The organism is Arthrobacter sp. 9AX, from assembly GCF_902506095.1.
Classification (GTDB): domain Bacteria; phylum Actinomycetota; class Actinomycetes; order Actinomycetales; family Micrococcaceae; genus Arthrobacter.
On the sequence record NZ_LR733293.1, the window covers coordinates 2,605,285 to 2,625,142 of the forward strand.

18 protein-coding genes and 2 tRNA genes are annotated in these 19,858 nt (G+C 66.6%); 4 read left to right on the forward strand and 16 right to left on the reverse strand.

Translation table 11 applies throughout. The annotated features are described in order from the left end of the window. Positions 1-117 precede the first annotated feature (117 nt). Positions 118-1,035: a LysR family transcriptional regulator gene (locus BACI348_RS11985; protein WP_159826112.1), complete on the forward strand. Its 918-nt coding sequence runs from the start codon at positions 118-120 to the stop codon at positions 1,033-1,035. Positions 1,036-1,080: 45 nt separating this feature from the next. Further along, positions 1,081-1,587: a DUF2004 domain-containing protein gene (locus BACI348_RS11990; protein WP_159826114.1), complete on the forward strand. Its 507-nt coding sequence runs from the start codon at positions 1,081-1,083 to the stop codon at positions 1,585-1,587. Between the two features lie 63 nt (positions 1,588-1,650). Here BACI348_RS11990 and metE read toward each other — a convergent pair whose 3' ends face one another. From metE to BACI348_RS12030, 8 genes are all read right to left on the reverse strand, one after another. Continuing rightward, the gene (gene metE / locus BACI348_RS11995) at positions 1,651-3,981 is read right to left on the reverse strand and encodes a 5-methyltetrahydropteroyltriglutamate--homocysteine S-methyltransferase (protein ID WP_159826116.1); all 2,331 of its coding nucleotides are present in this window, start codon (positions 3,979-3,981) and stop codon (positions 1,651-1,653) included. 87 nt (positions 3,982-4,068) lie between these two features. Then, entirely contained in the window at positions 4,069-5,034 is a 966-nt protein-coding gene (locus BACI348_RS12000; RefSeq protein WP_159826118.1) for a methylenetetrahydrofolate reductase, read from the reverse strand. Between the two features lie 354 nt (positions 5,035-5,388). Beyond that, the gene (locus BACI348_RS12005) at positions 5,389-6,207 is read right to left on the reverse strand and encodes a hypothetical protein (RefSeq protein WP_236557542.1); all 819 of its coding nucleotides are present in this window, start codon (positions 6,205-6,207) and stop codon (positions 5,389-5,391) included. Then, the gene (locus tag BACI348_RS12010; protein ID WP_159826120.1) at positions 6,204-7,250 is read right to left on the reverse strand and encodes a vWA domain-containing protein; all 1,047 of its coding nucleotides are present in this window, start codon (positions 7,248-7,250) and stop codon (positions 6,204-6,206) included. The genes BACI348_RS12005 and BACI348_RS12010 overlap by 4 nt, the downstream gene beginning before the upstream one ends. Then, positions 7,247-8,221, reverse strand: a complete 975-nt coding sequence (locus tag BACI348_RS12015; protein WP_159830037.1) for a vWA domain-containing protein — start codon at positions 8,219-8,221, stop codon at positions 7,247-7,249. Before BACI348_RS12015 ends, BACI348_RS12010 begins: the two co-directional genes overlap by 4 nt. Further along, positions 8,221-8,688 carry a hypothetical protein gene (locus tag BACI348_RS12020; RefSeq protein ID WP_159826122.1) on the reverse strand — a complete coding sequence of 156 codons (468 nt, stop codon included), beginning with the start codon at positions 8,686-8,688 and terminating at the stop codon, positions 8,221-8,223. Before BACI348_RS12020 ends, BACI348_RS12015 begins: the two co-directional genes overlap by 1 nt. After that, entirely contained in the window at positions 8,678-9,550 is an 873-nt protein-coding gene (locus tag BACI348_RS12025; RefSeq protein WP_159826124.1) for a DUF58 domain-containing protein, read from the reverse strand. Before BACI348_RS12025 ends, BACI348_RS12020 begins: the two co-directional genes overlap by 11 nt. A 9-nt stretch (positions 9,551-9,559) precedes the next feature. Beyond that, positions 9,560-10,567, reverse strand: coding sequence for an AAA family ATPase (locus BACI348_RS12030; protein ID WP_159826126.1), 1,008 nt, complete (start codon positions 10,565-10,567; stop codon positions 9,560-9,562). Positions 10,568-10,708: 141 nt separating this feature from the next. Here BACI348_RS12030 and BACI348_RS12035 point away from each other — a divergent pair, with 141 nt between their 5' ends. Beyond that, positions 10,709-10,912 (forward strand): hypothetical protein, encoded by a 204-nt coding sequence (locus BACI348_RS12035; RefSeq protein WP_159826128.1) that lies wholly within the window; start codon positions 10,709-10,711, stop codon positions 10,910-10,912. 49 nt (positions 10,913-10,961) lie between these two features. Here the strand turns inward: BACI348_RS12035 and BACI348_RS12040 are convergent, their stop codons facing one another. The 6 genes from BACI348_RS12040 to BACI348_RS12065 all read right to left on the reverse strand — a co-directional run bounded on the left by BACI348_RS12040 (position 10,962) and on the right by BACI348_RS12065 (position 17,885). Continuing rightward, complete coding sequence (locus BACI348_RS12040) at positions 10,962-11,816, reverse strand: carbohydrate ABC transporter permease (protein WP_159826130.1); 855 nt, start codon at positions 11,814-11,816, stop codon at positions 10,962-10,964. A 23-nt stretch (positions 11,817-11,839) separates the two neighbouring features. After that, positions 11,840-12,721 (reverse strand): carbohydrate ABC transporter permease, encoded by an 882-nt coding sequence (locus BACI348_RS12045; protein ID WP_236557543.1) that lies wholly within the window; start codon positions 12,719-12,721, stop codon positions 11,840-11,842. A gap of 3 nt (positions 12,722-12,724) precedes the next feature. Beyond that, on the reverse strand, positions 12,725-14,077 hold the full coding sequence (locus tag BACI348_RS12050; protein ID WP_159826132.1) for an extracellular solute-binding protein: 1,353 nt from the start codon (positions 14,075-14,077) through the stop codon (positions 12,725-12,727). A 110-nt stretch (positions 14,078-14,187) separates the two neighbouring features. After that, a complete protein-coding gene (locus BACI348_RS12055) occupies positions 14,188-15,390 on the reverse strand; it encodes an ROK family transcriptional regulator (RefSeq protein WP_159830041.1) in 1,203 nt (400 codons plus the stop codon). A 214-nt stretch (positions 15,391-15,604) separates the two neighbouring features. After that, positions 15,605-16,750: a class I SAM-dependent methyltransferase gene (locus BACI348_RS12060; RefSeq protein WP_159826134.1), complete on the reverse strand. Its 1,146-nt coding sequence runs from the start codon at positions 16,748-16,750 to the stop codon at positions 15,605-15,607. A gap of 52 nt (positions 16,751-16,802) precedes the next feature. After that, a complete protein-coding gene (locus BACI348_RS12065; RefSeq protein WP_159826136.1) occupies positions 16,803-17,885 on the reverse strand; it encodes an FAD-dependent oxidoreductase in 1,083 nt (360 codons plus the stop codon). Positions 17,886-17,953: 68 nt separating this feature from the next. Between BACI348_RS12065 and BACI348_RS12070 the strand changes: the two genes are divergently transcribed. After that, on the forward strand, positions 17,954-19,285 hold the full coding sequence (locus tag BACI348_RS12070; RefSeq protein ID WP_159826138.1) for a class I SAM-dependent methyltransferase: 1,332 nt from the start codon (positions 17,954-17,956) through the stop codon (positions 19,283-19,285). A 166-nt stretch (positions 19,286-19,451) separates the two neighbouring features. Here the strand turns inward: BACI348_RS12070 and BACI348_RS12075 are convergent. Then, a tRNA-Ala gene (locus tag BACI348_RS12075) sits at positions 19,452-19,524 on the reverse strand. 185 nt (positions 19,525-19,709) lie between these two features. Then, positions 19,710-19,782: transfer RNA gene (locus BACI348_RS12080), tRNA-Ala, on the reverse strand. Positions 19,783-19,858 lie beyond the last annotated feature (76 nt).

The following is a 19,858-nucleotide window of genomic DNA, read 5'->3' on the forward strand; positions in this document are numbered from 1 at the left end:
CCTCTGCTGAACATTTGCCAGTGATGGCTATACAGAGGGCAATTCGGTGCCCTTCGGCGGCCGGATGGGTGGGTGCTGCAGCTTCTTCGGCAGGAACCGGCAGAGTACTGTGGGCTGGTGGTAAATCCGGTGCACCTGAAGACCCTCCTGGAAGTTACGCGGCTTGGCTCGTTCACGGCCGCCGCGTCGACGCTGGGCTACACTGCCTCGGCCGTCTCCCAACAGATGTCCGCGCTGGAACGGGACACCGGCGTCGTCCTCTTCCAGCGCAGCGCGCGCAGCGTGGTTCCTACGGAAGCCGCCGTCGTCATGACCCGGCACGCTGCCAAGGTGCTCACGGACATCGAGGCGCTGATGGCCGCCGCCTCCAAAACTCAGGATTCGGCACACCAGGAACTGAGGCTCGGCATCTTCCCCAGCCTCGCCACGTTCGTCCTGCCGCGGATCCTGAAGAACCCCACATGGAAGAACCTGGGCATCGACCTGAGGGTCTCCGTCGCTGAGCCCGGCCAGACCATCCAGGGGCTGCGCGCCGGCGGCGACCTGGACGTGGCGGTGGTCTTCCAGGTGGGCCAAACCGGCTTCGCCTGGCCCAACACCATCAACAGGCAATGGATCGGTGACGACGACTACCGCGTGGTACTGCCCGCCGGCTGGGGCTTCCGTGCCGACGCGAAAGTGGCAGCCGACCACCTGTCCGAGATGCCCTGGATCATGCACCACCCCGGCACCAGCGACGCCATGGTGATTGAACGCCTCTTCGCCGGCTGCAACCTGCATCCCCGGGTGGTGGCCCACAGCGATGACTTCACCGCCAGCCTCGAAATGGCGGCGGCCGGCCTTGGCGCAGCGCTCGTCCCGGAGCTCGCCCTGCGCAACAAGCCCGCCGGGGTGGTGGTGCTGGACGTCCCTGAAATCCGGCTGGCGCGCAACGTTTTCGCGCTGCTGATCAATGACCGGAAAACCGCCCGTGTGCAGCTGTTTGTTGACCTGCTGGCCGAGACCTTCGCGGGGATGCGCAAGGCGGTGAATTAGGCCTGAACGCTGGAATGCACCGCTGTTCGGGTCTATGTTGAAACTATGAACAAGGTAGCGAGCCAGCACTTTGGAGAGATTGAGCTCAACCACGGCAGGGATCACTTCGTCGCCGCGAAACACGAACTGCGTGGCCATCCGCTGGAACTCGACCTGAACATCACCGCCCACGACCACTTCGACGAGGCCGCCCTGCGCAAGGTGGACTACCGCCTGCGTTTCCTGCCCGAACTCGTGGATGAGGTGCGGGACATGATCGCCGAGGAACTGGAGCAGGAAGGCACCAGCCCGCAGGAGTACCTCCACTTCCACTGCAACGCGCTCAAAGATGAGCATCTGCATAAGATTTTTGGGGTGGAGGACCGCAGCCAGCTCACCAACGACGTCTTCCTCAAAGCACTCAAACTCGGCCATGTGGGAATCTACCCCGGCCAGCCGGAGCGTTACTTCGTGATGGACTTCACGCTGGGCGAGCACTTTACCGATGAGGTCCTGGTGGCCTCCGCCGATGAAGACGGCGTAGTGGACGACGAAATCGTCTGGGAATCCTGAACTGGATACTTAACGACGGCGGCCGGTCACGTGAGGTGACCGGCCGCCGTCATCATTGTGAACCTACTTGGCAGCTTCCAGCAGGCCGGCGCGGACCGCCTTGGTGGCCTCCACCAGGTTGCGCAGGGATTCCTCGGTCTCGGCGTAGCCGCGGGTCTTCAGGCCGCAGTCCGGGTTGACCCAGAGCTGGCGGGACGGGACGTGCTTCACCGCGGTGCTGAGCAGCTCGGTGACTTCCCCGGTACCGGGAACGCGCGGCGAGTGGATGTCGTAGACGCCCGGACCCACACCGCGGCCGAAGCCGTGGGACTCGAGGTCGTGCACAACTTCCATGCGGGACCGTGCGGCCTCGATGGAGGTGACGTCGGCGTCGAGGCCGTCGATCGCGTCGATGATCACGCCGAACTCTGAGTAGCAGAGGTGGGTGTGGATCTGGGTGGCGTCGGCAGCACCGGCGGTGGCCAGGCGGAAGGAGTCCACGGACCACTTCAGGTAGTCGGCGTGGTCTGCCTTGCGCAGCGGGAGGAGCTCGCGCAGGGCGGGCTCGTCCACCTGGATGATCTTGATGCCTGCGGCTTCGAGGTCTGCGATCTCATCGCGCAATGCCAGGCCAACCTGGTTGGCGGTCTCGGCCAGCGGCTGGTCGTCGCGGACGAAGGACCAGGCCAGGATGGTGACCGGACCGGTGAGCATGCCCTTCATCGGCTTGCTGGTCAGGGACTGCGCGTACTCGGCCCAGGCCACCGTGATGGGGGCGGTGCGGGTCACGTCGCCCCACAGGATGGACGGACGGGTGCAGCGCGAACCGTAGGACTGGACCCAGCCGTGGACAGTGACGTCGAAGCCTTCCAGGTTCTCGGCGAAGTACTGCACCATGTCGTTGCGCTCGGGCTCGCCGTGCACCAGGACGTCGTAACCGAGCTCTTCCTGCAGGTCCACGACGCGCTTGATCTCGTCCTTCATGAGCTTTTCGTACTGCTCGTTGGTGAGATCGCCCTTGTTGTTGCGGGCACGTGCCGAGCGGATCTCGGACGTCTGCGGGAAGGAGCCGATGGTGGTGGTGGGCAGCGGCGGCAGGTGCAGTGCCTCTTCCTGCGCGGCTTCGCGGACGGAGTACTCGGAGCGGGAGAAGTCGGCTGCAGTCAGGGCCTCGGTGCGGGCACGGACGTCTGCGCGGCGCACGCCTTCGGCCGTGGCACGGGAGGCGATCACTGCGGTTGCCTCGTCGATGGCAGCCTGGGCAGATGTGGGATCTGCCAGGTAGGCGGCCAGGGTCTTGACCTCCACTGCCTTCTGGTCGGAGAAGGCAAGCCAGCTGCGGAGCTGCTCGGGCAGGGCGGTTTCCTCGGCGACGTCGTGCGGGACGTGCTGAGTGGAGGTGGAGGTGGAGACGGCCAGCTTGCCGGCGGCTTCCTTCAGCGCATCCAGCTTCGCGGCCGATGCGGCGAGGTCGTTGCGCCAGATGTTGTGGCCGTCAACGACGCCGGCAACCAGGGTCTTGCTGCCCAGTCCGGCGAGGGCCGCGGCAGAAGGAACGGCGCCCTTGAAGACGTCGATGTGCAGGGCCTCGATGTTGGTGGCAGCGAGGGTGCCCAGCTGGCCGTCGAGCGAACCGTACGGGGAGGAAACGAGGATCTGCGGGCGGTTGGCAGCAGCGGTGAGCACCTCGTAGGCACGGGCCACGGCTGCTTCGATTTCGGCGGCCGGGGTGTCCTGGTAAACCACCAGTGCAGGCTCGTCGAGCTGGACCCAGCCCGCACCGGCGGCGGCGAGCTTCTCGAGCAGCTGCACGTAAACGGGCAGGATGTCCTCGAGGCGGGTCAGCGGGGCGAAGCCGGCGGGGGCGTCGTCGGAGGCCTTGGACAGCAGCAGGTAGGTGACCGGGCCAACGATGTACGGGCGGGTCTCGATGCCGTTGGCGAAGGCGAACGCGAACTCCTCAACCTTGGCAGTGGAGGCGAGGCTGAACCCGGTCTCGGGGCCGACTTCCGGGACCAGGTAATGGTAGTTGGTGTCGAACCACTTGGTCATTTCCAGCGGCTGCTGTTCCTTGTTGCCGCGGGCCAGCGTGAAGTAGCCGTCGATGTCCAGCTGCCCGTCAGCGTTGAGGAGGTTGCCGAAACGTGCCGGAACAGCGCCCAGGTGGGCGGTGGTGTCCAGGACCTGGTCGTAGTACGAGAAAGCGCCCGGAACGGCGGCGGCTTCGGTCAGGCCGAGCTCCTGCAGTCGCTTGGCGATGGTCAGCTGGATGTCCTTCGCGGCAGCACCCAGGGCCGCGGCGTCGATCTTGCCGGCCCAGTAGGCTTCAACGGCCTTCTTGAGTTCGCGGCGGCGGCCGATGCGCGGGTAGCCCAGGAGGGAGGCGGACGGGAAGGGCGTGTTGTTTTCTGGCATGGCAAATTTCCTTAGGTAGAAGCTGGTTCCAAAGTTCAGGCTGCAGAGCTTGGGCCTATGGCAGTGCGGCTAATCCGCAGAAAATATTCAGCTGGCGAGCTGGCGCCGCGCGCGGGCGTCGTGCCGCGCACCGGAGCGCTGGTGTCGCGGGAGTGCGAGCTTGTCCAGCACTTCCAGCGCACTTTGGTGTTCGTTGAACGTGTAAAGGTGGATGCCAGGCGCGCCGGCATCGAGGGCGGCATTCGCTAGGTCAACGGTGGCGTCGACGCCGATGTGCAGCCGTTCGATGTCGTTGTCCGCGGCGGCCAGGCGTTCCATCAGCCTGGGTGCCGGCTCCACGCCCGCCAGTTCACCCAGCCGCGTCAGCCGGCGCAGGCTGGTGAGCGGCATAACGCCCGGGATGATGGGGATGGTGACGCCGGCACGCCGTGCCCTGGCGAGGAGATCCGCGTACTGCTCGGTTTCGAAGAACACCTGCGTGATAGCGAAGTCCGCGCCTGAACGCTGCTTGGCAAGCAGCACCTCAACGTCGTGCTCCTCGCTCGGTGACTCCGGATGGCGCGTGGGGTACGCCGCCACGCCCACGGCGATCTTTCCGGCGCAGAGCAGTGCCGAACGGCGCTGTTCCACCCGGCGGATGAGTTCGATCAGGTCCTGGGCGTACCGCAGTGATCCGGCCGCCGGTTGGCCGCCGTCCTTCGGAAGATCCCCGCGCAGGGCAAGGATGCCCCGCACCCCGATATCCAGCAGTTCGCCGATGATCCCCGCGAGTTCCTGGGGCGTGTTGCCAACGCAGGTCAGGTGGGCCAGCGGCCGGAGGGTGGTTTCGAGCAGGAGCCGGTTGATGAGTTCGACGGCGGTGTCCCGGTTGGAGCCGCTGGCGCCATAGGTGACGGAGACGTAATCGGGCCCGGTGGTTTCCAATTCCCGGATGGTCGTCCAGAGAGTTTCCGCGGCGGCCGGCGAACGGGGCGGGAAGAGCTCGTAGGAAAGTGCCACCGGGGCGGCGTCGGAGAGATTCGGGTGTGTGTCAATGAGGCTTGGTGGCGACATTTGCATCCTTGGCTTTGGGCCATTGGGGTTTCCCTGTCAGAAACTGGACGGGGAACCGGCAATGAATTTGAGTTTGGGGAACACGAGAGAACTCCACAAGGGCGCAACCGCGACTGTTACGCCTGGAATGAAGTTGTCCGTGAGCAAATGTCAGGCCCACATGGGGGCACCCACACCCTCCGCTACGGAGGATCGCTGACACGTTACCGCGGTAACTTGTATAGAACTCTAGGAGCGGCCGGAGGAGCATTCAAGTTGAGCCCCGAATTAAGACGCATATTTACGCCTTGTTTCGCCCACCGGCAGAATATTCTTCGCTTCGAGGCCAGGTAGCGGTGGCGCCGCCTTTGGGTCTCACCAGGGACGGTCCGGGCCGGCGGAAGACCTTGAGTCCTCGAGGTACTCCTTGCGTTCCCGCCCGCTGTTGCGTTCGCGCTGGGATTCGCGGGCGCGATCTTCCAGCTGTTCCAGCTGGTCTTGGGCCTTCGGCTCATCCGGCGCATCCTCCCCCGCCGCAGAGCCCTGTCCGTCGGAGTTGGCTGTGGCTGCCTCGAGTTTTTCCTTGAGCCGCCCTTCAGCCTGGGTCAGCTTGTCGCCCGCACCGTCGGCACCACCTGCGCCGAAGCAGCCCTCCGGCGCCGCGCCCGCCGCTTCCAGCGCTTCGGAAAACAGGGCAGCGGCCTGCGCGGGACCGTCCTGACGTGATTTTTCGTCGCCGAGACGCTCAATGGCCAGCACCAGGTTGAGCCGGATGACGCACGCATCCGGCGAGCCGGCCTGCGCGTCCGGGACCAGCCCCAGGGCTTCCTCGAACCGCAACCGCGCGGCCGCATAGTCGCCGGCGAGCGCCTCGGCGTCCCCGGCGGCGAACGGCGCCTTGTGCCGCTCCACCATATTTCCAGGCTGAAGCGCCTTCGCGGCCATTCCGGCGCCTGCCGCGTCCTTGGCATCAAAGGCGTGGGCGGCGTGCCCGGCGAGGGGGCCGAGGCTGAGGAGTTTTGCCGCGATGCACAGCACCAGCAGCGCGGGCACAGCCGACCACACCAACAGCCTCCTCCGGAGCCCGTCCTTCCGGACGGCGAGGGTGATACTGCTGTCCGGGCTGCCGGCGCCGGAGTCGCCGCGGCCAACACCGCGGCCCGGCCTGGACACCACAGGCTTGAGGCCGGTCACCGGACCGTCTCCTTTGCTTGGCTGTCGGCTTCCTTCCGTTGGGGCCGGGGCGCGGGCCTAAGGTCGCGCAGCTGCCGGATGATGCCCATCATCGCAGCCAGGCCCAGGGCAAAGGCTCCGGCGGCGAAGAACCAGTAGAACTCCATCCGGCCTCCAAGGGTGCCGTCGTCGGCAGCGCGTTCCAGGGCGCCGGGCCGCGCCTGCTGCATCATGGCCGGAAGAGCATCCCCGGCTGACCGGTGCACATACGGTACCTCCAACTGGACTGCGATCTCCCGGAGCCTGTCCTCATCGATGACGGACACGGCATCCCCCGGCGCACCCCCGGTGCTGTCCTGGATGTAGCGGGCATCGCCGTCGGACTCCAGCCCGGTATTTTCCTTCATGCGTCCGCCGGCGGCGGTTCCGTAACCCAGCACCGCTCCCCCGGCGACCATGCCGCCGTCCATTTTGATGGGCTCCGGCCCCTTCCCGCTGGTTTGTTCGCCGTCACCGAAGTAGAAGACAAGCCGGGGCCGATCGGGGTGGCTGTCCTTCGCGGCGGCCAGGCGGTCCGCGAGCACTTTGCGGGCGGCAGTGATGCTGCTGCCCTTGGCAAAGGCCGTAACCTGCGGCTGGAGGATGGCAGTGATGGTTTCCAGCGCTGTCGTATCTGTAGTCAGGGGCATCCTGACGTGGGCTTCGGTGTCAAAGGTGATCACGGAAAAACGGGCACCCGGCAGTTCCCCGGCGATGGCCATGACGTCCTGGCGGACGCCGTCCAGGCGTGGAGCAGCGTTGCCGTAGTCCACGGCCACCATGCTGCTGGTGGTGTCCACAACAAAGAACACGTTCAGGTCCGAGGTGGCGGCGTGGGCAGAACCTCCGGGGATCCCGGGCCGGAGGGCCGCCGCCAGGAGGAGCAGCACCAGCAGGGCGCTGCGTATCCGCGTCCGGCCGCCTGGATGCCGCCGTTCGGAAAGGATCCGCCAGCCAAGGAAAACGAGCGCGGCCGCGACAACCGGCAGGAGGAGCCACCCGGGCAGGATGGGCTGCAGCGTCATGGCCGGAGCCGCCAGGAGGCTATGGCAAGCACGAGGCCGGACAGGAGCGCAAGGGCCAATGGCAGGTCGGGCACCTCGGTGGCAACTGCCCGCGGGGCACCTCCGAGGGCAGTGGCCTCGGTTGCCTGTACGGCCTGCACAATGCCAGGCACTGCCTCCGGGTTGTCGAGGGCGTGATAGGCCCCGCCGCTGAGTTCGGCTGCTGCGCGGAGTTGCGCCCCGGGCTGGTGGGCGTCCGGTCCGTAGTCCAGGTCTCCCGGATGCAGTGCATAAACACGCACGGCGCGTTCCTTCGCGAGTCCCGCCGCTTCCTGGAGCGTCATGATCGGATCCCCGGAAACGAAGTTGTCTGTTGCCAGGACTACCGACCGCGAGCGCTGTTCCCGGCCGGGCGGGAAGCTGGTGACGCAGGAAGCCAGGCCGTCCCCGATCAGCGATGAGCCGCGGCCGCTCCAGGTGCCGTCCAGGAACCCGGACGTGCCGGGTTTTCCGTTGAAGGCGTCGCGCGCCAGGGTGAGCTGGTCCCGGGCGTACTCGTAGTCGTCGGTGAGGGGGAAAACCTGGATGGCTGTGCTGTCGAAAATGGTGAGGCCTATGCGTTCGCCTTTGAAGTCTGCGGCCAGCCGGGCGAACACGTCCACCACCTCTGCGTCTGCGCTGCTCATGGATCCGGAGGCGTCCAGGCAGAGGACGATGTCGCGGTTGTGCTGCTCCGGGTTGATGGTGTCGATGCCCACCGGCCGGGCGGCGGCCAGCAGGGTTGAGGCCAGCAGGGTGCCGCAGGCGATGGTCGCAACCGCCAACCAGCGGCGGTACCGGCGCAAGGCTGCCTGGTACTCGGGCAGCTGGGTAAGCCTTTCTACGTGGGCTGCCGGCCGCCGTCGTGCGTTGTTCCTCCGGCCCGGACGCAATGCCGCCCAGGCTGCAACCCCTGCCGTGGCAGCGCCCAAAGGAACCAGCCACCAGGACATCAGCTCCACGTCCGCACCGCCTCACGGGCCATCATGGCAGAGACGGCGACGGCGGGCAGGGGTTCAGGCCCGAACTCGCCGGGGTACAGCGCGCCGACGGCCGCCGCAGCAGAAGCCAGGGGGTGCCTTGCGAGGTCGGCGCGGGTCATCCTCGGCGCGTCCACCCCGGTGGCGTCGCGGACGAATCGGCGGAACAGGAGGCTGATCTGTTGATGGGCCGCACGGGCGCTGACGTTCCCCGCGGACGCTTCCTGCTCCACATCGGTGATCCGCTGCAGGTATGCCGCCCGGAGGGCCGGCAGGTCCGTGAGCGGGGCTGGTACCGCTGTTGCCTTCTGGCGGGGTGGCCGGGTACTGGCAAAAACGAAGGTGTACCAGGCAGCCACCAGGAGCAGCAGGGCAAGCCCGGCCCAGGTCCACAGCGGGCTGTATGGCAGCGGGCCGAGGAGTTCAGGTTCAGCCTGCACGCCGGTGCCTTTCCAGGAGTGCGAACAGCCCGGCGATGACGTCCTGGCTTTCGCTGACCGAGCCCTCGGTGATCCCTGCCCGGCGCAGCATGTCCTTCCGCCCGGCGTCCCTGACCAGCTCTGCCCGGGCGTAGGCTGCGGCCACGCCGGGAGCTCCGGCGAGGTGGCCCAACAGTGGCGAGGCATCGTGCACGCTGTACCACCGAGCTTCTGCCGTGAGCTGGGCGTCGCGGACAGTGAGCCACAGGATCTCGTGCTGCGCCCGGAGCCGGCGGAGCAGCCGCGCCAGCGGCGGGGTGGCCGCTATTTCGTCCGCCACCACGAACAGCAGGAACCTACCCTTGATGGTGCGGGCCACATGCTCCAGCTGGTCCTCCAGCCGGCTGGCGGCGGAATCGGGCGTGGCACTGGCGTGGACGTGGCGCAGGAGCCGTTCGAGGTGCGCCTCGCCGCTTTTGGCAGGAACGGATGTGGTGCGGTCGGCGTCACCGCACACCAGGCCCACGATGTCGCCGTGGCGGTGGGCAAGGTACCCCATGACCCCCAACGCCATAACGGCGATGTCCTTCTTGGTTTCGCCGCCCGCTGCTTCTGCTGCCATGTTGCGGCCGGTATCGGTGATGAGCAGGACTGTCTGCCGCCGTACGGCCACGTACCTCTTGATCAGCGGCGAACCATGGCGTGCGGTCGCCTTCCAGTCAAGGTCGCGCACCTCGTCGCCCGGAACGTAGGCGCGGAGGTCATCAAAGTCCAGGCTGCGGCCGCGAAACACGGAACCGTATTCGCCGTCGAGCATTCCCCGGGCCTTGCGGTGCGCGAAGATGGCCATCCTCGACTTCACCCGGTACAGGAGCCTGGTCATCTTTCGTCCTCAGGGCGTCTGGACGGCGGCGACGACGGCGTCGATCACCGTTTCCACCGGGACCTGCTCAGCCACGGCCTCGAAGTTCAGCATGAGCCGGTGCCGCAGGACGCGGTGGGCCAGCGACTTAACGTCCTCGGGGATGACATGGTCGCGGCCCTGCAGGAGCGCCACCGCACGGGCGGCCTGGCTGAAGGCGATGCTGGCGCGCGGACTGGCACCGAACTCGATGAAGCCTGCCAGCCGCGGATCGATGTACTGCTGCGCGTTGCGGGTGACGTAGACCAGCCCCACGATGTAGTTGATCACGGCCGGATCGATGTAGATGCGCTTCACCACGTCCTGGACCCGGACCACAGCATCCAGGGAGGCCGCGGCCGCCGGTTTCTGCTCGTCGGTGAAAACCCCGGCATCTATCCGGCGGATGATTTCTGCTTCCTCAGCCGGCGAGGGATAGTCCAGGACGTCCTTGAGCATAAAGCGGTCCATCTGGGCCTCCGGAAGCAGATAGGTGCCTTCTTGCTCGATCGGGTTCTGGGTGGCCAGGACCAGGAACGGGGACGGCAGCCGGTACTCCCGGCCGCCAATGGACGTCTGCCGTTCCTGCATGGCCTCCAGCATGGCGCTCTGGGTCTTGGCGCTGGAGCGGTTGATCTCATCCAGCAGCACGATGTTGGCGTGCACCGGCCCAAGCTGCGTGACGAAGGTTCCCTTGGCGGCGTCGTAGATCTGGGTCCCCACGATGTCGCTGGGCAGTAGGTCCGGGGTGCACTGGATCCGCCGGAACTCGGCGCTGATGGCTTCGGCGACGGTCTGCGCTGCAGTGGTTTTGGCCAGGCCCGGAACGCTTTCCAGCAGGATGTGCCCGCCGGCCAGCAGGCCCACCAGCAGCGATTCGCGCAGCCGGGACTGCCCCACCATTTTCGCCTCGAAGCTCCGGGAGATGTTGGCGGCAACCTGCTGCGCCCGTGCCAGCTCCGCCGGTTCGATCCTTGTGGACGAGCTGGTCTGAAGCACTGCGGTTCCCCCCCTGGTGGCTGTGTTGGGCGTGCGTTCCGGCCGGACCACATTCCGCCGCCATCCTATCCAAGACCGGCGCGCAGGCCCGGGCAATGGGGACCTCTCCCCACCGCGGCTGCCCAGGTCTATCCTTTTGACATGAGTGAGCTTCCAGCCAGTTACAAGGACTTTCTCGCGGACAAAAGCGAGATGTTCATCAACACTGTCAGGCCTGTCCTGCAGCAGTCAGCCGCGGACAAGCTTCATGGAGTCCGGGTTGTTTACAACCCTGGCTCAACCGGCCATCAGGCACACCTCGACGACAGCATCCCATACGGGGTGGTTGTTGAGGACATCGACTAGGCAGCTTCCCGGATGGGCGGCCCGTGCGCCTGCCGTGCTCCCGCGCGGCTCAGCCCCTGACCGCGCCCGACATCGCAAATGAGTTGCCGGCGCCCCTGGCCACAATGACGTACAGGGCCAGCACCGGCAGTGAGTACAGGATGGAGAAGGCGGCCAGCTGGCCGTACGCAACTGCGCCGTGCTGTCCGAAGAAGCTGAAGATGGACACCGCCGCGGGCTGCTTCGCCTCGGACAGGAGCAGCACAAACGGGACGAAGAAGTTTCCCCAGGCCTGGATGAACACAAAAATGAACACCACGCCCAGCCCCTGGCGCATCAGCGGCAGGACGATGGTCCGGAGCGCCGTCATCCTGGAGGCGCCGTCCACCCAGGCCGCTTCCTCCAGGGACACCGGCACGGCGTCCATGAAGTTCCTGGTCATCCAGATGGCCATCGGCAGGGCCGTGGCGGCCATAAACAGCATGGTGGCCGGCACCGAATCCAGCAGCTCCAGCTGGACGAAGAGACCATAGACCGGCACCATGATCGCCGTGATGGGCAGGCAGGTCCCGAGGAGCACCGCGTACATGAACGGGGTGTTGAACCGGGAGCGGTAGCGGGAGAGCGGGTACGCGGCCAGCACGGCGGCCGCCATGGTGACAGTGGCAGTCCCGGCCGAAAGGAGCAGGCTGTTCCACAGCGGCTGCAGCAACAGCCCGGGAGTCAGCACGGCGGCAAAGTTGTCCAGTGTCAGCGCGGCCGGAACCTTGGTCTCGTGGCCTGCACCCGCGTCAAGGGAAGCCAGGACCAGCCAGAGCAGCGGCAGCACAAAACAGGCACCCAGGACCAGCAGGGCAACGTCGGCGGGACTGCTGCGGCGGTCCCGCGGCCTGACCGGGTTGGCGGTTCCACTGGAAGGCGCCACCCTGGACGCCCTTGCCGGCGCGGTCACTGCTTTTCCTCCCGCAGCAGCCGGATATAGCCAACACCGAACACCGCGCCGATGAGGAGCAACACCGAGGCCACCGCCGTTCCGTACCCGATATCCCCGAATTTGAAGGCCTCCTGGTAGGCCAGGACCGGCAAAGTGGTGCTGGCGTTGGCCGGCCCGCCGGCGGTCATCACCCAGACCAGCGTGAATACAGCGAGCGTCTGCAGCGTGATCAGCATCAGGTTGGTGGCGATGCTCCTGCGGATCATGGGCAGCGTGATGAACGCGAGCCGCTGCCAGCCGCCGGCGCCGTCCACCTGGGCGGCTTCGGCTACTTCCGTGGGGATGTCGTTCAGTGCCGCGCGGTACACCAGCATGGAAAAGGCCGTGCCCCGCCAGACATTCGCAAGCACCACCGCCACCATCGGCCAGGAGTAAAGCCAGTCCGGCCGGCCCATTCCCAGGCCGCCGAGCAACTGGTTCAGCGTGCCGTCCCGGCTGAAGTAGGCGTAGGCGGCGAAGGCGGCCACGATCTCGGGCAGCACCCACGCTGCCACCACCGCCGTGCCCACCAGCGCGGACACGCTCCGGCGCGCGCGCCGCATCAGGACTGCGAGGGCAAGCCCCAGCAGGTTCTGGCCCAGGACGGCAGACCCTGCCACGAACAGCACTGTCAGCCCCAGCGACAGGGGAAACACCGGATCCAGCAGCAACCGCTGGTAGTTGTCCAGCCCCACCCACTCAGGGTTGCGGGCGTGCCGGCCCGTCAACCCGGTGTTCGTAAAGGACGCCTGGAAGGCCCAGAACACCGGACCGGCCAGGAAAACCAGCAGGAGTAAGACGGCAGGCAGGAGGGGCAGGTAGCGCAGCAGCCCGCGTCCCCGCAATCGGGCGGGCACCGCTTACTTCCGGACGGTCTTGTCGCCGCCCACGATCTCCGTGACGGCCGCGTCATAGTCCGCAGCCGCCTGTTCGGGCGACTTGGCGCCGGTGATCACAACCTCCGTAGCCTCCTGGACTGCGGCAGAGATGCGCGGATAGTCGGACGTGGCCGGCCGGTAACGGGTGACGGAGACGAGTCCGGAGACGTCCTTCACAAACGGATTTGCCGCCTGGTAGCCGGCGTCCCCCGCAACGTCGCTCCGGACCGCGATCTGCGAACTGTCGAGCGTGAATTTCAGCGAGTTGTCCCGGTTGAGCGCCGTGCTCAGGAACTTGAACGCGAGGTCCGGTTCCTTGGTCCCGGCCCCAACAGCCAGCGTCCAGCCACCGGACATGCTTACGGCTCCCGGGGCGCCGCCGTCCTGCGTGGGGAATGGGGCAACGGCCATGTCCTGCGCGTAGCCGGGCCATTCGTAGCTTCCGCCGTCCTGCCAGAACGACGGCGAGTAGGAACCTTCCACGGTTGCACCCAGCTTTCCGTTGGGGAACCACTCGCCGAAAACCTTTTTCCAGACGTTCGCATCGAGGGCCTCGGCAGGCGACACGGCCAGCCCCTCGCCATAAAGGGTCTTGAGGAAGCCGAGCGAATCCTTGAAACCGGCAGAGCCCACCACCCACTTCCCGGACTCCTCGTCGTAGAGGGTGGCGCCGGTGCCGTACAGCAGTTCGTAGAAGCCCTGCATCACGGTGCCCTCCCCGGTAGCTTTCCCGGCGTACATGTTGAAGGGGATGACAGAGGGATCGTCAGCTTTGATCTTCCGGGCGGTGTCCAGGATGTCCTGCCAGCTGTGCGGCTGCCAGGGAAGGCTGATCCCGGCGGCTTCGAAGACCTTTTTGTTGTACCAGATGGCCCGCGTGTCGGTGCCCAGCGGCACAGCGTACGTTCCGCCGTCGTCCGCACGGCCCGCCGCCTTGGCGCCGTCGTCGAACTTTGCCCAGTCCGCCCAGCCGTCAAGGTGGCTGTCCAGCTTCAGGAGGTAACCGGCGTCGACGTCGGAGCGGACCTTGAACGTGTCCTCGTAAAAGACGTCCGGCGCGGTGGACGGCGACCTGAGGGCAAGGGCCAGCTTGGTCCCGTAGTCGTCGTCGTTTCCCTGGATGGGCTGCAGTTCAACAGTGACGCCCTGGTTGGCCGCCTCGAATTCCTGCTTGGCGGTTTGGAACATGGTCTCCAGGGCGGTGAAGGAATCCGTTTTCTGGTACACCACCTTCAGGGTCTTCGAGCTGCTCTCGGGGGACTCCGGCGTGCACGCCGTGAGGATAATAAGCGCGGAAGCAATCAGGGACATGCTCTTCAGGGCCGGGCGACGCATGGTGCTCCATTCAATCGAAGGCTGCGGACCCCTTTGTCAGCGGGCCCCAGCCGCGGCAATACGCAAATGTTAGATGGGTGTCCGGCCCCGGACAAGGGCGGGCTGGCCCCTCAGCTCTCCAGGAGCAGCCTCTGTGCGCGCGGCGCCAGGGTGTGTTCCAGGACCAGCGAGGCCGCGCCGATGGCGCCGACGTCTTCGCCTACCCCGGTCCCCACCACCTCGATGGGGTGGATCAGCCGGGCTGCGCTGTTGGCGTCCAGCAGCGGGGGCACCTTCTCGAGATAGCGCTCGGCCAGGCGGCTCCAGAAAGGCCCGCCAAAAACCACCCGCTCAACGTCCAAGGTATTGGTGACCACCGACACCGCACGGGCCACCAGTACCGCGGACTTATCGATGATGGCCAGTGCGCGTTCGTCGCCCGCATCGGCAAGTTCGCACAGCCGGGAGAAGCTCTGCTGGATTTCGGCGCCGCTGTTACCGGACCGGGACCCGTCCAGGATGCCGGCTGCCTCAGCCTCGGCCACCAGGACCTGCGGGATGCAGGAGGACTTGACACAGCCGCGCAGGCCGCAGTCACAGGGCGGGCCGTCCGGGTCCACCATAATGTGGCCGATTTCGCCGGCGTTGCCGGATGTGCCCCGGACCACTTCGTCGTTGAGCACGATCCCGCAGCCGATGCCGGTACCCATGTACATAAAAATGAAACTGCCCGCTCCGCTGGGACCACCGGCCCAGGTCTCGGCCACGGCTGCGCTGGTGACATCCTTGTCCACCAGGACGGAATATCCAGTGGCCTCTGAGAGGGCGTTGCGCAGTTCCACCCGGTCCCAGCCGGGCAGCAGCGGCGGATCGACCACAGTGCCGTTGTCCAGGTCGATGGGCCCGGGGGCCGCCACGCCGAGGCCTGCGATCCGGTCCCGGTCCACACCGGACTGTTCCACCAGCTGGGAGATCTCCGCCGCGATGGTGGAAATGACCGCGGAGGGATCGTTCCCGCCGGGCGTATCGATGCGGGAATGCTGCACCACCGCACCCACCAGGTCCAGGACCACAAAGGTGGTGACGGCGGGGTCAAGATGGACGCCGACGGCGAACATTCCACGGGGATTAAGGCGGAGGATGGTGCGGGGTTTACCCGGGCCGCTGCCCTCCTTGCCGGCCTCGACAATGAGGTTCTGGTCCAGGAGGCGGCGGGAAATGTTCGAGATGGTCTGCGGTGACAGTCCCACGATCTGTGCGAGTTCCACCCGGCTCAGCCCGCCCGAGGACCGGCGGATGGCGTCCAGGATCACCGTGAGGTTGAAATCGCCCATCCGGGGCAGGTTGGTGCCGCGCCTCGGTGAGGATTGACGGATCTCAGTCACGGCGTCCCCTTCGTGTTCGGCACATAGTTACTGATGTCTGAATCGTACGTTACCCACCGGCACAGACCCATAGGAGCGGCCGGCGGCGCGGCGCTTCGTGCGGGAAAGCGCAGTGGGCTGCGGCGCGGGGCAGTTCGCTGCCGCGGCAATGGTTTCAAACAGGTCACCGGAGGCCTCGGCGCGTGCTCAAGGTCACAGTGAATTTGGAGTTTTGGCCTTTCACCACCGTGGGACCGACGTGCCGTTCCAGTGCCGGGAAATAGGCCAGGTGGCGGTTGAACACGGTCCATAGTTCACCGCCGGGAGCCAGCACGCGGCCTGCTGCTTCGATGAGCTTCAGGCCCGCTCCGGCATGCACCCCGGCGCCCACGTGGAACGGCGGATTGAGGAGGATCAGGTCAGCGATGCCTGCCGCAAGCGTGGCCATGGCGTCATCCTGCAGGACACGGACCTGCCCGGCGAGGCCGTTGATGCCGGCCGTTGCCAGCGCGGACGCGACTGCCGCAGCTGACTGGTCCGTGGCGGTGACAGTTGAGCCCGGGTGCTGCCTGGCATACATGGCAGCCAGGATGCCGGTTCCGCAGCCAAGGTCGATGGCGTGCTGAGCGGCGCGCATGGAGGGCACGAACGTCAGCAGGAACCGGGTGCCGATGTCCAGCTTCGGTCCGGCGAAGACCGCACCCTGGGCAGCAACGTCCAGCTCGATTTCGGCGAGGTGCTCGATGATCGGGAAGCGCTCCGGGCCGCCCGCCCCGCGGGGACCGCTGGCTGCGATGACACGCGATTTCTGCCGGGCCAGCTGGGGTGTCACGGAGCTGAAGTGGCGTTCCAGGACGGCGTTCATCCCCAGTGACATGTGCTTGACCCGGCCTCCGGCGAGGAGCACCACGTCCGGCCCGGCGTGGCGCACCACGGCCTCAGCAATCTGGTCCAGTTCGGCCAGGGTCTTGGGCAGCTGCAGCAGGACCAGTCCGGCACCCTCGAGCAGCTCCGGGCCAAGGGGCAGTTGGGTGAAGCCGGCGCCGGCATTGCCCAGGACCTCGGCAGCGTTCAGGCGCAGGGCCTGCTCACCGGTGATGAGGTCCTGGTGCACCTTCAAGGCCCCGGGATCGAGCACCGCCAGCGCGCCGAGGGTCAGCGCGCCGTAGCGGTCGCCGATCACCGTCAGGCCGAGTCCCGGCCGCATCAGTTCCGCCGCGGTGTCGAGGAGCAGGCGGTCGGTGGCGTCCCAGGCCTGCAGGTTGGGTGCTTCCACGTCCGGCCTGCGCCGAAGCTTCGGGAGGACGTCGTCGAGACTCTCTACTGCCACCTGGTTCCAGCCGCCTTCTCCTGTTGGAAACTTCCGTCCGGGTTCCAGACGGTCAGCCCCAATTTACCGTGCCGTCAGTGGGGCGGATTCCGGGGAGCTTCAGGATGGCGGCCACCGCGGCCCGTCCGGCGCGGTTCGCGCCAATGGTGGATGACGACGGGCCGTAGCCCACCAAATGGACGCGCGGTTCGCCCGCTACCTGCGTTCCGTCCATCACGATTCCCCCGCCCGGTCCCCGGAGGTGGAGCGGGGCAAGGTGTTCCAGTTCCGCGCGGAAACCCGTAGCCCACAGGATGACGTCCGCAGCCAGGTGGCTCCCGTCCGCCAGCCGGACGCCGTCGGGCTCTATGGCGGTGAACATGGGCTGCCGGTTGAGGGCACCGCGTGCAGCCGCCGCCCGGAGGGACGGCGTCCAGATCAGCCCTGTGACGGAAACCACGCTTTGCGGCGGCAGGCCTTGGCGGACCCGCTCTTCGACGAGGGCGACGGCGTCGTGCCCGGCCTTGGCATCAAATTCGGCGTCCCGCCACACCGGCTCCCGCCGGGTAAACCAGCTGGTGGTGGTGACGAGGGAAATTTCGTCCAGGAGGCCTACCGCGGAGATCCCGCCGCCCACCACGATGACGTGCTTGCCCACGAACTCGTCGGCAGAAACGTAGTCTGCCACGTGCAGCTGCCTGCCGCGGAAAGTCGACTGCCCGGGATAGATCGGCCAGAACGGCCGGGTCCAGGTGCCGGTGGCGTTAATCACCGCTGCGGCGCTCCAGTCCCCGGCGGACGTGCTGACCAGCAGCCTGCCGGCGGGATTGCCGTCTTCGCGGCTGACGGACCGGACCTGGACCGGGCGCCGGACCGAAAGTCCCAGCTCCTGCTCATATTCGCGGAAGTAGCGCGTGAGGAACTCCGAGCTCGGCTCCCGCGGGTCCACGGCGGGTTTGGCGATGCCGGGAAGATCGCTGATGCCGTTGACGGTTGCCATCCGAAGGCTCTTCCACCGGTGGCGCCACGCACCGCCCGGACCCTCCTCGGCGTCGAGCACTACGAAATCCAGCCCGCGGCGCTGAAGATGGAACGCGGCCGAAAGCCCCGCCTGGCCAGCGCCGATAACAACAACGTCGGCGCGGGGAGAATTCACCCACCCATGATAGTCGCGCGGGGTGTCCCTCCCTTAGTGTTGGCCCCAAGGACACAGGGAGGACGGCCATGACCACCAGAAACGGGAATGCAGATCGGCTCGCAAAGGCCTTGGCGATTGTGCTCGGCACCCCGGAAATCCCGCTCCGGCTCCGGGCGTGGGACGGCTCGGAGGCCGGACCGGAAGGGGCGCCCGTGCTGGAATTCCATTCCCGGCGCGCGTTACGGCGGATCCTTTGGTCTCCCGGGCAGTTGGGCCTTAGCCGCGCCTACGTTTCGGGTGACATTGATGCTCCAGGAGACATTTTTGCCGCCTTCACTGCGCTGAGTTCGGCCGGCAAGTTCGCTGAACCCGGTCCGTTCAAGCCGCTCAGCGCCGGTGAACTGTGGACGCTGTTCCGCACGGCCGTGAGGTTGGGAGCGCTGGGACCCAACCCCGCTCCCCCGCCGGAGGAAGCGCGCATCGCAACGAAGGGCCGTGTGCACTCGCGGCGCCGCGATGCGGCTGCCATCTCCCACCACTACGACGTGGGCAACGACTTCTATTCTCTGGTGCTGGGGCCGTCCATGGTGTACTCCTGCGCTGTGTGGCCCGAAGACGCCTGGCCCGGCAGCGGGGACGGACAGGTGCCCTCCGGTGCGGCGCTGGCCGATGGCCTGGATGCGGCCCAGGAAGCAAAACTGGACTTGGTGTGCCGCAAGCTGGGGCTCACGGCAGGGATGCGCGTGCTGGACGTTGGTTGCGGGTGGGGCAGCTTCGCACTGCACGCGGCTGCCAAGTACGGTGTCACCGTGGTGGGGGTGACCCTGTCCAACGAGCAGGCCATCCTGGCGCGCAAACGAGCGGCGGAAGCCGGTCTCACGGAACATGTGGACATCCGGGTGCAGGATTACCGGGATGTCCGGGATGGGCCCTTCGACGCGGTCAGCTCGATCGGAATGTCGGAGCATGTGGGCCGGGTGGAGATGCCCCGGTACACGGCCGCCTTGTTCAACCTGCTGCGCCCCGGCGGCCGGTTACTGAACCACGCCATTTCCTGGAACGCCGGCCCCACCGACCCCGATCCCGACTCGTTTATCCCCCGGTACGTGTTTCCCGACGGCGAGATGATCAGCCTGGGCGCGATGTCACTGGCCCTGGAATCCGCGGGTTTCGAGATCCTGGATGTTGAGGCCCTCCGCCGGCACTACGCCCTTACCCTGAGGGCGTGGGTCAGCAGGCTGGAGGAGCACTGGGACGAGGCGTCGAAGCTGACGAGCCTGGGCCGGGCCCGGGTATGGCGGCTGTACATGGCTTCCAGTGCCCTGGGTTTTGAGAACGGGCTGACCGGCGTGAACCAGGTCCTGGTCCAGCGGCCGGGCGGAGATCCGCCGCCGCTGCGCCGGACGCGCTGGCTGTAAGGCAGCCGGGAGTGCCCTCTCCGCGGGGTCCCCGAGGTTCCTCAGCCAGGTTCCTCAGCTTGTCCGCGGATCCAAATCTTCAAGGCAAGGATTTGCAAGCAAGCCCGAAGCCCTGCCGATCACTAACGAAAAAGGGAACCATCCCGCAGGATGGTTCCCTTACCGGTGGAGCTGAGGGGACTCGAACCCCTGACCCCCTGCATGCCATGCAGGTGCGCTACCAGCTGCGCCACAGCCCCGAACTTTGCTGCCTTTGCGGTGTCCCGCCGAAGCAACCTGATCAGCTTAATGCACTTTCGCCCGGCGCGCCAATCGGCGCCGTTGGACGTGTCTTCGCGGGCTGCCGTCACTGTCCCGGCCCTTGGATGGAATCACCGGAAACCAAAAAATCCGCCGGAATCAGATGATTCCGGCGGATTATCGGTGGAGCTGAGGGGACTCGAACCCCTGACCCCCTGCATGCCATGCAGGTGCGCTACCAGCTGCGCCACAGCCCCGAATTGTTGCTGCTCTGCGAGCTTTTCTTCCGGGTTTCCCCGAAGCAACTCAAATATCTTAGAACAGCAATTCCGA